This window comes from Embleya scabrispora (assembly GCF_002024165.1).
Classification (GTDB): domain Bacteria; phylum Actinomycetota; class Actinomycetes; order Streptomycetales; family Streptomycetaceae; genus Embleya; species Embleya scabrispora_A.
On the sequence record NZ_MWQN01000001.1, the window covers coordinates 3578493 to 3592955 of the forward strand.

Sequence of the window (14463 nt, forward strand, 5' to 3'; positions counted from 1 at the left end):
GAACTCGGGCCCGCCGAGCACCAGTTGTGGATGTGGCGTGCAGAGGTGGGCCGGATCCTGCCCCCGTTCGGGCGCCGGACCGATCTTCGCGCGTCGCCACTCGCCGAGACGTCGGCACGGAGCCGGGATTCGACGCGTCGCAGCGTGGATACGCTGCCTGGAGGGGATACGTGGGAACGAATTCACGGGACGCGGTCATCGCCGTCGAACAAAAGGCCGTCGATCACGCATACGCGTGCTACGAACGGCAACTGAGGCAGCTGACCGAGCAGTCGCCGGCCTCCGCATCGGCCAGCGGCAAGGACTCGATCGTCACCAAGGCCGACGCCGACAGGAAGGCCGCCGCGTACGGTGGCCTCGCGGGCGAAGCCCTGGTGATCAGTCGCGTGGACGTCCACGATCCGGGTGAGCCGCACCCGGAGACCTGGTACGTCGGACGGCGCACCGTGGCGGACCCCGAGACCGGGGACCGGCTGGTGGTCTCATGGACGACACCCTTGGCCGTGAAGTGGCACAACGCCCGCCCCGAGACTCCGGGTGAGCTGCTCTTGCGGAGGCAGTTGCGCTGCGTCGAGCGCACGGTCGAGGACTACTTCGACGAGATCTCCCGGGACTCCCCACTCGCCGTCGGTGTTCGGGACGGGGAACCGGTGATCGGCCCCGACGAGGTCCCGGTTCCCCCCACCATCACCGACGAACCGGCGGTCGACGACGGCCCGGCCCCCCGTTTCGTGCCCTCGCCCCGTGACGTCTCCGGCCGTCTTCGGAGAAAGCCCACGCAGGTGGACGAGTTCCTGCTGCGCGAACTCCACCGCTCGCGCAGCGGGCGTATGCGCGACATCGTCGAGACCATCCGACGCGATCAGATGGCGCTGGTCACCGGGTCGCCGACGGGTGTGCTCGTCGTGCAGGGCGGTCCGGGAACCGGAAAGTCCGCGGTCGGCCTGCATCGCGTGACCTGGCTCGTGAACAACGACCACTTTCGGGCGCAGGACATCCTGGTCGTCGGTCCACACCAGGGATTCCTCGACTACGTGGGTCGCGTCCTGCCCACCCTCGGCACGCGGAACGTCACATCGGTTCAGCTTGCCCGTCTGTGGGCCGGCGACATCCGCGGCACCGACTCCGCGGCGACGCGGTTGGTCAAGTCGGACGACCGGATGGTGACGGTCCTGCGGCGACGCGTGGACTCCGAGCGCAGGCCCGGCGCCCTGGACGCTCTGTTCACCGCGCCCTCGGACGATCGGGACGAAGCCGCGTTCATGGTCACGATAGGTAGTACGTCGCTGCGTCTGCCGCGGTCGGAGGTACTCGCACTCCTTCATGCCTCGGACGAGGCCGGCGGGGCCTACCGGGTGCGTCGCGACCGGTTCCGCCATGTGTTGGTGGATCGACTGTTGAACGCCTTGACCGAAGTCGCCCCGCGGCGCGGACGTGAGGCGACGGTGCGCCGCGACCTGGAGCGCAACAGGCACGTGGTGACCCTCGTCGAGCGGGCCTGGCCGACGCTCAGCCCGGAGGAGGCGCTGCGGAGCCTGTTCGACTCCGCGGACAGGCTCCGCGAGTGCGCGTCCGGGATCCTCGACGAGGCCGAGCAGGCCGCGTTGCGCAGGCCGAGGGCCAAGAGCGCGGCCGAGGAGGCGTGGACGCTCGACGATCTGGTCTGCCTGGAGGAACTGCGCCTGCTGATCGCGGGCGAGACACCACGACACTACCGACACATCGTGGTGGACGAGGCCCAGGATCTGACACCCATGCAGGCGAGGTCGTTGCGGCTGCGCTGCCCGACCGGCTCGATGACCGTGCTCGGCGACCTGGCCCAGGCCACCGGCCCGCACTCCTACGAGGACTGGGATCGGCTGGGTGCGCTCTTGACCGACCGGGGCGAATGGCGTGCGACCGAACTCGACATCAGTTACCGGGTCCCGGCCCAGATCATGGAATTCGTGGCCCCGCTGGCGCGGGCCATGGCGCCCTCGCTCACCTACCCGACAGCCGTACGGCGGGCCGAGGGCGAACCGGTGAGTCTGATGCCGACGGATTCGGATGAAGTGCCCGACGCGGTTCTCGCGCGCGTGCGCCGGCTCAACGGTACGGACGGTACGTCCCCGAGGTCGATCGCCGTCGTCGTACCGGACGATTCCCGGTGGTCGGCCGAGATCGAAGCGACTCTGGACCGCGAGGACGCCCTGACCCCGGAACAGCGCGCGACGGTGTCCGTGCTGGTCGCGAGCCGGACCAAGGGGATGGAGTTCGACCACGTCATCGCCTTGGACCCGGCGGCCATCGTGAACGGTGAATCGGCGGGCGCGCGGAAGCTGTACGTGGTCTTGACGCGCAGCACGCAGAGCCTGACCATCCTGCACACCTCGCCGCTGCCCGAGGTTTTGACCGGCGGCGGCCATCCAGGGGAGGTCGTGGCGGCCGGGGACGCTCAAACGGCGCCGGACACGGCCGAAGCGGTGACCCCTTCGGCGCCCGACACGTCGCAGAGCCCGAGCGAACCGGCAATCGGCGACCGAATCCGGGTCCGGGTCGTCGCCGGCAAGGGCTCCTACCGGAAGGTGCAGGCCATCCACCCGGCAACGACGCACCCCCTGTACCTCTTCGTGCGACACGGCGCCCCGCCCCCGCCGATCGGCGCGGACCTCGACTGCTGGGTGGTGCGTGTCGAGGCACGCCGCAGTCTGGTCTCGGCCAGTGAACACGGTCGCAAGCCGATCTCCCCGGGCATGGCGCAACGCTACGTTGCGGCGCTCGGTGTGCTGTCCGAACTCGCGCAGAACGAGGGCGAGTTCCCGCCGGACGCTGCCTCTCGCCTGGCGGAGCTGAGGGGGATGGCGAACCGGTGCCTGCGCCGAGACCAGTCGGACTGGTTGATCGTGTGGCGCCTGCTCGGATCACCCGATACCGAACGCCTGACCGTCTTGCGCGACCTGGCCCAGCGCACCCGCGATGCGATCGGCAGGGGCGCCCCCGACCTGTCCACCGAACTTCGCTCCGATCCGGCGTCGACCGACTGGGCCGATGCCTTGTCCGCGGCCCGAGCCGCGCTGCGTGCGCGCCCCGACGAAGAGGTCGGGGTCGACACGCCTTTGGACCTGGAACCACGAACGCCCGAACCCCGGACCGAGAGTGCGGCGAAGGACATCGAATCCCACCATGACCAACACATCCCGCACCCCCCGCAGGCCACGGTGAACCCCATGCTCCTGGACGAGTTGGCGATCGCGTCCGAGGCCGACCGGAACTGCAACACACACGAGGCGGTGCGCCACGAACTGAAGGCGGCTCTGTTGCGCGCGGGGCTGCGGCCGTCCGACTCGCCCACGGTCGACGTCAGCCGGGACGGCGGCGACGGGCACTTCGTGTACGAGGTCCTCGGCGCCGGGTGCTCGGCCTACCCCGATCTCCGAGCCGGCGCCGCGCGCCTCCTGGAGATCGACCACACGTCGCCTCGCAAGGCCGACCGCCTCTACCTCGTGCTCTCCGAACCTCCCGCCCAGGACTGGGCCGCCGACACCGTACGCGGGGTCTTCGGCATCCATCTCCTGTGGCGAACTCCATCCGGTTGGGACGGCCCCGACATCGCGAGGGCCCTGGGAGTGGGAGGTGCCGCGGCCCCGCAGGACTCTTGAGGGGGACAAGCCCGCCGTGGGCTGCCGGAGTCCTGAGCGGGGCGTCACCCGGATCGGGCGTCTCCTCATCGTTTCGCGTGTCGCGGTGGGTAGCCTGGGTCGACGGGGTGTGGTGGAGCAACGCCGTTGCGGGTGGTCGTGGGAGTGGGTGTGCGGGACGTGGGTGCGGTGGCGCGGGCCCGCCCGTCGGCGGAGGCGGAGCGGAATCGACCGGCTCCCCTCATCCCGGCCCTCGCCGCGGGTGAGGCGGTGTTCCTTCCGGCGGATCCGCCCCGCATGGGCCGAGTGGCGTTCTGGGTGCCCGGTGGTGAGCCACCGGATCTCGGCGTGGAGCCGGAGGAGCTCACGGTGGTTCGCCCGCACGGCACTTCCGTGCGCCGGACCCGCGTGATCGCCGCCGTGCTTCCGGTGGGGCAGGCGTTGCCGCTGCTGACTCGCTGCCGCGCGCTCGCCGCCGACCATGACGAGCCGGCGTCGACCGGCGCACCGCCGGCCGGGAACGCCCCGCGTAGCGCCGCGTTTTGGGGCGCCGCCGCCCTGTACGGTCTGTGGCTGGTCGCCCGGGGCCGGGTCTTGCCCGGAGTCTCGCCCGGCGGCTTCGACGCGTGGCGCGTCGGCCCCCTGGACGTCGAGGACCATGAGCGGCTGGCCTCCCTGGCCGCCGCCATGCCCCCCGAGGCCCGCGCGGTCGCGATCCCCGAACGCTCTCCTCTCACGCTCCCGGCGGTCGAGCCGCTGCTGCGAGCCTTCCTGGACGCCCTGGCCGATGCGCTGGCCCGCCCGCCTGCCGCTCGGCACGTGACCGGTGGCGCGGCCTTTGCGGTACACGTACCGCAGAACGTCCCCGAGCAGCGCGGGTGGGCGGCGGAGGTCGCGGCCGGCCGTGACGCGGGTCTGACCGTCTTGCTGCGGTTGGAACTGGACGGCGCGGACTCCTTCCGGGCCGTGGTCCAACTGCGCAGCCTGGCGGATCCCACGATGCTCGTCGACGCCGCGGACCTGTGGTCGGGGACGCACGGGGCACCCGAATCGTTCGGTCCACGGGCTCGGGTCGACACACTGCTGACGCTGCGCCGAGCCGCCCGGGTGTGGCCTCCGGCGGGACGGTTGCTGGACGCCGCCGCGCCCGTCGATCTCGAGTTGACCGACCAGGAGGCCCAGGCGCTACTGGGCGACGCCGCCGAGAGTCTGGCCGCCGCCGGTGTCGCCGTGCACTGGCCCAAGCAACTGGTCCGCGAACTGACCGCGTCCGGCGTACTGGAGCCCGCTCGCCGACAGGGGACGCGGTCCTCGGCTGAGTCCTTCCTGTCCTCCGGCGAACTGCTGGACTTTCGCTGGCGAGTCGCGCTCGGGGACCGCGAACTCGACGAGGAGGAACTGGAACGGCTGGTCCGAGCACATCGACCGATCGTCCGGTTGCGCGACCAGTGGGTGGTCGTGGACCCGGAGTTGGTCCGTCGACTCCGACGAAGCGCGCGGGCCGAGACCGCCCCGGCCCCGCTCACCGCGATCGACGCCCTGGGCGCCGCGCTGACCGGCAGCGTCGAGGTGGACGGGGTACAGGTGGCGATCAGCGCGAGCGGTGCACTCGAGGAACTGCGCTCGCGGATCGCCGACCCCGAGGCCCGCACCGCGCGCGAACCCCAGGGGCCGCCGAAGGCCCTGACCGCGACCCTGCGCGACTACCAACTGCGCGGTGTGAACTGGCTGTACCGGATGACGGCCCTCGGTCTGGGTGTCTGCCTCGCCGACGACATGGGTCTGGGCAAGACCGTCACCCTGATCGCGCTTCACCTGCGCCGCCAGGAACGCGAAGCCACCGCCGGTCCGACCCTGGTGGTGTGTCCCGCCTCGCTGCTCGGCAACTGGGAACGGGAGATCGGGCGCTTCGCACCCGCGACGCCGGTGCGCCGTTTCCACGGCACCGGCCGCGACCTGGCCCACCTCGACGAGGACTCGGCCGGCGGCTTCGTCCTGACCACCTACGGAACCATGCGCCGCGACGCCGGCCGCCTCGCCGAGCACTCCTGGGGGCTGCTCGTCGCCGACGAGGCCCAACACGTGAAGAACCCGCACGCGCACACCGCTCGGGCGCTGCGGACGATCCCCTCGCGCGGGCGGGTCGCGCTGACCGGCACTCCGGTGGAGAACAATCTGTCCGAACTGTGGTCACTGCTCGACTGGACCACACCCGGTCTGCTCGGCACCCTCACCTCCTTCCGCGACCGCTACGCCCAGGCCGTCGAGGGCGACCGCGACGAACAGGCCGCTCATCGTCTGGCCGCGCTGGTCCGGCCCTTCCTGCTGCGCCGACGCAAGTCCGACCCGGGGATCGCGCCGGAACTGCCGGCCAAGACCGAGACCGACCAGCCGGTGCCGCTCACGAAGGAACAGGCGTCCCTGTACGAGGCGTTGGTCCGCGAACTGATGGCCGAGATCGAGGCGAGCCAGGGCATCGCCCGACGCGGCCTGGTGCTGAAGCTGCTCACCGGTCTGAAGCAGGTCTGCAACCACCCGGCGCAGTTCCTGAAGGAACCGGCCGGCACGAAGCTCCCCGGCCGCTCGGGGAAGCTGGAGGTCCTCGACGAACTCTTGGACACCATCCTGGCCGAGGGCGGCTCGACCCTGGTCTTCACCCAGTACGTGGCCATGGGCACTTTGATCGAGCGCCACCTGGCCGACCGTGGCGTGGACACTTTGTTCCTGCACGGCGGTATCGCGGTCAAGCGCCGCGAGGAGATGGTCGACGCCTTCCAGAACGGCGAGAAGAAGGTATTCCTGCTGTCCCTCAAGGCTGCCGGGACGGGCCTGAACCTCACCCGGGCCGGACACGTCATCCACTACGACCGCTGGTGGAACCCGGCGGTGGAGGACCAGGCCACCGACCGCGCGTACCGGATCGGACAGACGCAGCCGGTCCAGGTGCACAAGCTCATCGCCGAGGGAACGGTCGAGGACCGGGTGGCCGAGATGCTGCGGCGAAAGCGGGAGTTGGCCGAGTCGGTGCTGGGCTCGGGGGAGGCGGCCTTCGGTGAGCTGAGCGACAGCGAACTGGCCGAGCTTGTCGCACTGCGAAGGGGGCGGCGATGACCGGACGGACGGGGCCGGCCGGCCGTACCTTCGAAGCGCTGCCGTCGACCAAGGGCAGCCGCGCCCCCTTCGCCGAGTCCTGGTGGGGCCGCGAATGGCTGCGTTCCCTGGAAGAGTCCTCCCTCGACTCGGGCCGGCTCTCCCGCGGCCGGACCTACGCGCGCGGTGGCGCGGTCGGGGCGGTCACCGTCGCCGCCGGCTCGGTCGCCGCCATGGTGCGCGGCAGCCGACCCGCCCCGTACCGCGCCAAGGTCCGCGTCGAGCAGTTGACGGACCGGCAGTGGGACCGCCTGCTCGACGTGATCGCCGAGCGGGCCGCGAACATCGCCGCGCTGCTCGACGGCGACATGCCCGCGGGCCTCGCGGACGACGCCGCGGCCGCCGGCGTCCCCCTGCTGCCCGGCGCCCGGGACCTCGACCCCGCGTGCTCCTGCCCCGACTGGGGCTACCCCTGCAAACACGCCGCAGCCCTGTGCTACCAGGTGGCCCGGCTACTGGACCGCGACCCGTTCGTCCTGCTCCTGCTTCGAGGACGGGGGGAGCACGAGTTGATGGACGAACTCGGCCGCCGCAACACGGCGCGCGCGGTGGCGGAAGCCGCCGCGAACCAGGCGCTCACCGGCGCCGGCGTGGGGCCGGCCGGGGGAGCGGGGTCGGCCGCGCCGCCGGCCTCCACGGGCGATCCCGCCGGGGCCGCCTTCGCCGCCCGAACCACGCGGGCACCCCTGCCCGCTCCGCCGCCGGTTCCCGAAGTACCCGGCCACGGACCGGCGTTGGTGGGCTCCGCCGACCCGGCGGCGGGCCTGGACCCGGCCGCACTCGAACTACTCGCCGCGGACGCCGCGACGCGTGCCCAGCGTCTGCTGGCGGCCGCCATCGCCCCCCGGCACGCCGATTCCACCCCACCCGCTCCGCTCACCGAGTGGCAGGACGCCGTCCGCCTCGCCGCCAACCACCCGACCACGGATATCCCGGCCCGGATCGCCGCGAACTGTGGCCGCACCCCGGCCGAACTCACCGCGGCCGTCCACGCCTGGCGCCACGGCGGGGCGGCATCCCTGGACGTCCTGGAAAACCCCTGGACCCCACCCACCGGCCGCCTGGACCGCGCTCGCGAGGCGCTGCGAGCAGACTGGGCCGACGGAAAACCACCCCGAATCCGCACCTGGCGCAACCGCTGGACCATCGACGGCCACAACGCCCAGCTACGCCTGAGCCGAGACGGCCTGTGGTACCCCTACGCCAAAAAGCAGGACACCTGGCACCCGACAGGCCCCCCGGACCCCGACCCCACCATCGTCCTGACAGCCCTCCTCGCCCAGTGAGGCAACCACAACGCCGTCGGGCCCCAAGACCGCAACAGCGAGCCGCACCTATACAGCCACACCAAAAGAGGCCCTACCGGATCTCTCCGATAGAGCCTCTACACCACTGGTCGGGGTGGCGGGATTCGAACCCACGACCTCTTCGTCCCGAATCAGGGGCAGGCTGGTTGCTGGAGTCATCTGCGCAGGTCAGAGGCGATGCCAGGTTCATTGACGGTCACTGTCGGCGGGCCTGGTTGCGGTACTTTGCTGCTGTACTTTCACCCGTTGTCCGCTGGGACTCAGGCCGAGGGTGAGCTCGTCGAGCGCATCGGCCGGGATCGCAGGCCGACCATCCTCCCATCCCGCTCGTCGCGCTCCCACGAAGCGGCGTCAGGTGCTCGTGCTGTCGGGGGAGCAGGCTACCCATCCGCAGCGATCCGCCGCCGCCGGCGGCTGCCCGGTCGCGGTAATCGTCCAACCGCTTGCCGCACCATGAAGGTCGACGTACAGTTTCTTGTACGACGAGGAAGGGTCGGCTATGAAGACCATGACGTACTCCGAGTCTCGCGCGCGGTATGCCGAGGTGCTCAACTCCGTCAACGACGACCGCGAAGAGGTTGTCATCACTCGAGCCGGACACGACCCGGTCGTCATTGTCTCCCTTGAGGACTACGAGTCCCTGAAGGAGACGGCTTACCTGTTGCGAAGCCCTGCGAACGCCCGGCGCCTACTCGCGTCCATCGACGAGTTGGAGAGCGGCGGCGGTACCGTACGCGAGCTGACGACCGACGCATGAGGGCCGGCGAATGAAGATCACCTTCTCCTCCCGCGCGTGGGAGGACTACCTCTGGTGGCAGCTTCAGGACCGGAAGATTCTGAAGCGCATCAATACGCTTATCGCGGACATCTCCCGGAACGGCAACGAGGGGATCGGCAAACCGGAACCGCTCAAGCACGGGTTCCAGGGCTACTGGTCGCGCCGTATCAACGACGAGCACCGACTGATCTACAAGGCCGGCGAGGACACGGTCCTCATCGCACAGTGCCGCTACCACTACGAGAGCTGACGCGACCCCAGCGGATCGAGCGCGGTCCCGTAGTCGGATTCATCAGCCCACGGCACTTCTCCCAGTGGGCGATCAGGTGGGCGAACCCCCGCCTCACCGCTTGGGTCAGCCGTAGAGTTCCCGAACCGCCGTTCGCGGTGGGGAAGGTCGGCGAACAGGCGCAGCCGCCAGTGGATGAAAGCCGCGGGCAACCAGCGTGGTTGCTGTACTTTCGTGCCGGAAACGCGTCAGAGACCCCATCGGATTTCTCCGATGGAGCCTCTGTACCACTGGTCGGGGTGGCGGGATTTGAACCCACGGCCTCTTCGTCCCGAACGAAGCGCGCTACCAAGCTGCGCCACACCCCGATGCTGCGCGTTCAGCTTAGCGGGTCGGGGGGCTGAGGCGAAATCCGGTTTAGCGCGGGGTCGGGGCGGCGGTGCTGCCGGTGGACTGACGGGGGGTCAGGGTGAGGAGGGTGGCCTCGGGGGGCAGGCGAAGCGGAAGCGGGCGTAGCGGGAGGTGCCGCAGCCGGCGGAGACGTGGAGGTAGGCCTCGCGGTCGGCGGACAGGTGCTTCGACAGGCCCTTGGCGCGCTTGCGGTCGAGGTCGCAGTTGGTGGTCAGGGCGCCGTAGAAGGGGACGCAGACCTGGCCGCCGTGGGTGTGGCCGGCGATCACCAGCGGGTAGCCCTCGGCGGTGAAGGCGTCGAGGGCGCGCAGGTACGGCGCGTGCACCACGGCCAGCGAGATGTCGGCGCTCCGGTCGGGGCCGCCGGCCACCTGCTCGTAGCGGTCCCGGTCGATGTGCGGGTCGTCCAGGCCGACCAGCTCGATGTCCAGGCCGTCCACCTTGAGCCGGCCGCGCGCGTTGTTGAGGTTCGCCCAGCCCGCCGCGTCGAAGCCGTCGCGCAGGTCGGTCCACGGGTTCTCCCGGCCGAGCCGCCGCGTGCCGTCGTCACGACGCAGGTAGCCCGTGGGGTCCTTGGGGCGCGGGCCGTAGTAGTCGTTGGACCCGAACACGTATGCCCCGGGCCGACCGAGCAGCGGGCCCAGCGCGTCCAGCGTCTCCGGCACCGCCTCCGGGTCGGACAGGTTGTCGCCGGTGTTCAGCACCATGTCGGGGTGCAGCGCGTCGAGCCGGCGCAGCCACTCCTGCTTGCGGCGCTGCCCGGACACCATGTGGATGTCGGACACCTGAAGGATCCGTACCGGCCGGGCGCCGCGCGGCAACACCGGCACCTCGACCCGGCGCAGACGGAACGAACGGGCCTCGTAGGCCGCCGCGTAGGTGAGGCAGGCGGCCCCGGTGGCGGCTACGGCTAGGGGGAAGGCTGAACGCGGTCGCATCCCTCCATGCTGGCAGAGCCGACCGGTGCTCGGCAGTCTCGGCGGCGCACCCGATGTCGCGGGACGACGGGCGGGTCGGGGCGGGAGTGGTCGGGACGCACTCCGAGCGCGGTAATTCGGTACGGCCACACCGGCCACGGCTGCGACACTTGACCCCATGAGCACCCTCAAGAGCCGTTTGCAGAGCGACCTGACCGCGGCCATCCGGTCCCGGAACGAACTGGTCTCCTCGACGCTGCGCCTCACCCTGACCGCGATCACCAACGAGGAGGTCGCGGGCAAGACCGCCCGCGAGCTGTCCGACGACGAGGTGCTGAAGGTCATCGTGCGCGAGGCCAAGAAGCGTCGAGAGGCCGCCGAGGCCTTCGCGAACGGCGGCCGTACCGACTCCGCCGCCCGCGAGCGCGCCGAGGGCGAGGTCCTGGCGGCCTACCTGCCGGCGCAGCTGTCGGACGACGACCTTCGCGCGATCGTCGCCGACGCCATCGCGCAGAGCGGCGCCGCCGGCCCGCAGGCGATGGGTCAGGTCATGAAGGTGGTCCGCCCCAAGGTCGGCGACCGGGCCGAGGGCGGCCGCATCGCCGCCGAGATCAAGAGCCAGCTGGCCGGCTGACCCCACGCGGCCGACCGCACCGGGCCGGCCGCTTCGCCCGACCCCCGCTCCACACGCCGATGGTGGTGCCCCCGAACACATCGGGAGCACCACCATCGACATTTCCACGAGCGATCACGAGCGATCACAAGCGCTTACGAACGATCACGAGCGACCCCCGCGACCACCCCGCTCAGAACCCCTCGAAATCCCCACCCCCGACATCCCCCGTGCTCGGCGGCCGAGTGTGCCCCGGCGGCCGCTGCGTCTCCGGGGGCTTGGTGGCGCCGCCCCCGCCCGTGGGCGGCGTGGTCGGCGGCGTCACCGGCGGAGTCCACGGCGTCCACGGCGGCCGGGTGCTTCCGCCGCCCGGCGGCCGGTTCTGGTCGCGCTGGTTGGGCTTGCCGTCGTCCGGCTTCTTGTTGGGATCGGGCTTCGGCGGGATCGCGCCCGGCGGCGGGGCGGCGAAGTCCGGCGCGTCCACCCCCTTGAGCGCACCCGACATCGCGCTCTTCCAGATCGGTCCGGGGACCTGCCCGCCGTAGACCTTCTCGTACGTGGTCCCGGCGATCTTGATGTCGACCATCTCGACATCGTTCTTGGCGCCACCGATCCACACCGCGGTGGACAGGTTCGGCGTGTAGCCGACGAACCAGGCCGCCTTGCGCTCGTTGGTGGTGCCGGTCTTGCCCGCGTTGTCGCGGTCCTTGAGGCCGGCCTGGGTGCCGGTGCCGTCCTCGACCACTCCCTTGAGCAGGGTGTTGATGGTGTCCGCGGTGGACTGCTTCATCACCTGCTTGCAGCCCGCCTGGGGCACGGACAACTTGGTGCCGTCGAGCTTGGCCACCTCGGTGACCGCGATCGGCGTGCAGTACACCCCGCGGCTGGCGAAGGTCGCGTACGCCGCCGCCATGTTCATCGGCGCGATGGTGTTGGCGCCGAGCGTCATGCTGGGCACCTGCTTCAATGCCTCGCCGTTGCCCTGGTGCACACCCATCTGATCGGCCAGCGTCGCGATCGGACACAGCCCCACGTCCTTGGACAGCAGGACGAAGTAGGTGTTGATCGACTTCTCCAGCGCGGTCTGCATGTTCCAGGTGCCGGTCTCGCTGCGGCTCTCGTTCTGCGGTTGGTACTTGGCGTCGCGCGTCGATTCGCCGCAGGTGCGGAACTTCTCCTTCCGCATGTCGATGTCGTAGCCGGTGGAGTACTCCTGGTCGACCTTCATCCCGTTCTCCAACGCCGCCGCGGCGGTGATCGGCTTGAACGTGGACCCGGTCTGGAAGCCGTACGTCGAGCCGCCCATGTTGTGGTCGACCGAGTAGTTGAGCGTGGTCTCGTAGTCGCCGAACCCGTACGGCCGACTCTGCGCCATCGCCTTGATCTTCCCGGTGCCCGGTTCGACCATGACGACCGCGTCGGCGACCGGGTCCTTTTGGAGTACGCCCTTGGTTGCGGCGGTGTAGGCCGCCTTCTGGGCCTTTCGGTCCAACGTGGTGGTGATCCGCAGGCCGCCCTCGCGCCACATCTTGTCGCGTTCGTCCTTGTTCGCGCCGAATGCCGGGTCGTTCTTGACCACCCGTTCGACGTAGTCGCAGAAGAACGCGGCACCGTCGATCTGGTCGGCGGTGATGCAGCCGTTGGGCAACGGCTGGGTCTTCAGGTTGAGTTCGGTCGCCTTGGCCGCGTCGGCCTCGGCCTGGGTGATGACCTTCACCTCGGCCATGCGCTGCAACACGATGTTGCGCCGGTCCCGCGCGGCGTTCGGGTAACCGATCGGGTCGTACGCCGACGGCGCCTGCACCACGCCGGCCAGGGTGGCCGCCTCGGGCAGGGTCAGATCGGCGGCGTGCTTGCTGAAGTAGCGCTGCGACGCGGCCTCGACGCCGTACGCCTGGCGGCCGAAGAAGGTGATGTTGAGATACCGGGTGAGGATCTCGTCCTTCGACAGCCGTTGCTCCAGACCGATCGCGTACTTCAGCTCCTTGATCTTGCGGGAGACCTCCTGGGCCTGGGCCTTGGCCACCTTGGCCGGGTCGTTGCCGGCCTCCTCCACGAAGATGTTCTTCACGTACTGCTGGGTGAGACTGGATCCGCCCTGCTTGGATCCGGTGCCACCCGACTGCTGGTTGCGCAACAGGGCACGCAGGGTGCCCTTGAGGTCGATCGGACCGTGCTCGTAGTATCGCGAGTCCTCGATCGCCACGATCGCCTGACGCATGATCGGCGCGATCTGGTCGAAGGTCCGCAGAATGCGATACCGGTCGTAGACCATCGCGAGCTGGTTGCCCTCGGAGTCGAGGATGTACGACGGCTGCGAGAGGAACGGCTGGTCCAGATCGCCGGGCAGGTCGTCGAAGTTTTCCGACGCCGCCTTCGCGGACAGGCCGAGGCCGCCCACGAACGGCAGCGCGACTCCCGCGACCAGGGCGCCGGCGAGGATGCTCGCACCCACGAACGCGGCGAACCGTCCCACGAAGCCCAGCGGGGATCGTGGACGGTACGAACCGCGTTTCGGGCGGGCCGAGCCGGAGGAAGTTCGGGCCATGGCCGACAGCCTACGTGCCGAAACACCCTACGCGGCGAAGGGACTTCGCTTAAGCTGGCCGAGCAGCCGGGGGATTCGTGTCATCACGCATTTCACTCTTTGGAGTGAAAGTCGCCGGATGTCGGGTCCCGCTGCCGTCTCTCGTGCCTCCGACGTGCCCTCTTCCGAGTGAAGCCCGGACCCAAAGCGCAAGAGCATTCACCCGGACGGGTGGGTCCATATTTGCGCATAGTCCTTCCGGGCCATCGATGACTGCCCGCGCAGGGGCTGTTGCGCGTGCCCAGGGTTTCGTACCGTCCTGCTTGGCATCGGGAATTCCCGGCGCCGCCGTTGGGGGAGCCTCGAAAATCGGGAGAGGACGGCACCAGCATGAGCTGGGTTACCGACTGGAGCACGCAGGCCGCCTGCCGGAGTACCGATCCGGATGAGCTGTTCGTGCAGGGGGCGGCGCAGAACCGCGCCAAGGCGGTGTGCACCGGATGTCCGGTCCGCACCGAGTGCCTGGCCGACGCGCTGGACAACCGGGTGGAGTTCGGCGTCTGGGGCGGCATGACCGAGCGGGAGCGGCGCGCGCTGCTGCGCCGCCGGCCGATGATCACCTCGTGGCGTCGGCTGCTGGAGACCGCGCGCGAGGAGTACGAGCGCGACATCCACGGAGACGAGGAGTTCCGGGTCGCCGGCTGAACACGTGTCGGCACACGTGGCGCAACACGTGTGGACGACCCGGGGTCGGCACCCTCGAACACCGCCGCATCCGCAACGCCATCGCGCGCGAACGTCACCGCCCGCCGGGGCCGGGAGTCAGGCCCGGGCCCCGGCGGGGTGGTGACGAGACGTCGGGCGGTGGGTCACCGCGGCCCGGATCACCCGGGCCCGCGGGTCCGGCCCGGCCG

Annotated in this window: 8 protein-coding genes, 1 tRNA gene and 1 pseudogene; 7 read left to right on the forward strand and 3 right to left on the reverse strand. The window is 70.4% G+C overall.

Annotated elements, in window-relative coordinates; genetic code table 11:
- Nucleotides 1-170 precede the first annotated feature (170 nt).
- The 5 genes from B4N89_RS15895 to B4N89_RS15915 all read left to right on the forward strand — a co-directional run bounded on the left by B4N89_RS15895 (nt 171) and on the right by B4N89_RS15915 (nt 9102).
- Entirely contained in the window at nt 171-3638 is a 3468-nt protein-coding gene (locus B4N89_RS15895; protein WP_201260847.1) for a HelD family protein, read from the forward strand.
- A gap of 159 nt (nt 3639-3797) precedes the next feature.
- The gene (locus B4N89_RS15900) at nt 3798-6728 is read left to right on the forward strand and encodes an SNF2-related protein (RefSeq protein WP_414646420.1); all 2931 of its coding nucleotides are present in this window, start codon (nt 3798-3800) and stop codon (nt 6726-6728) included.
- On the forward strand, nt 6725-8053 hold the full coding sequence (locus B4N89_RS15905; protein WP_078976487.1) for an SWIM zinc finger family protein: 1329 nt from the start codon (nt 6725-6727) through the stop codon (nt 8051-8053). The genes B4N89_RS15900 and B4N89_RS15905 overlap by 4 nt, the downstream gene beginning before the upstream one ends.
- A gap of 520 nt (nt 8054-8573) precedes the next feature.
- Nucleotides 8574-8831, forward strand: coding sequence for a type II toxin-antitoxin system Phd/YefM family antitoxin (locus B4N89_RS15910; RefSeq protein WP_078976488.1), 258 nt, complete (start codon nt 8574-8576; stop codon nt 8829-8831).
- A gap of 10 nt (nt 8832-8841) precedes the next feature.
- Nucleotides 8842-9102, forward strand: coding sequence for a Txe/YoeB family addiction module toxin (locus B4N89_RS15915; protein ID WP_078976489.1), 261 nt, complete (start codon nt 8842-8844; stop codon nt 9100-9102).
- Between the two features lie 270 nt (nt 9103-9372).
- Here B4N89_RS15915 and B4N89_RS15920 read toward each other — a convergent pair.
- Nucleotides 9373-9449: transfer RNA gene (locus B4N89_RS15920), tRNA-Pro, on the reverse strand.
- 49 nt (nt 9450-9498) lie between these two features.
- Nucleotides 9499-10430: pseudogene (locus B4N89_RS15925) on the reverse strand (metallophosphoesterase).
- 157 nt (nt 10431-10587) lie between these two features.
- On the opposite strand from B4N89_RS15925, the gene B4N89_RS15930 reads away from it, so the two are divergent.
- Nucleotides 10588-11043 (forward strand): GatB/YqeY domain-containing protein, encoded by a 456-nt coding sequence (locus B4N89_RS15930; protein WP_078976490.1) that lies wholly within the window; start codon nt 10588-10590, stop codon nt 11041-11043.
- 172 nt (nt 11044-11215) lie between these two features.
- Here B4N89_RS15930 and B4N89_RS15935 read toward each other — a convergent pair whose 3' ends face one another.
- Nucleotides 11216-13570 carry a transglycosylase domain-containing protein gene (locus B4N89_RS15935; RefSeq protein WP_235618639.1) on the reverse strand — a complete coding sequence of 785 codons (2355 nt, stop codon included), beginning with the start codon at nt 13568-13570 and terminating at the stop codon, nt 11216-11218.
- 369 nt (nt 13571-13939) lie between these two features.
- Between B4N89_RS15935 and B4N89_RS15940 the strand changes: the two genes are divergently transcribed.
- A complete protein-coding gene (locus tag B4N89_RS15940) occupies nt 13940-14254 on the forward strand; it encodes a WhiB family transcriptional regulator (RefSeq protein WP_020554910.1) in 315 nt (104 codons plus the stop codon).
- The last annotated feature ends 209 nt before the right edge of the window (nt 14255-14463 follow it).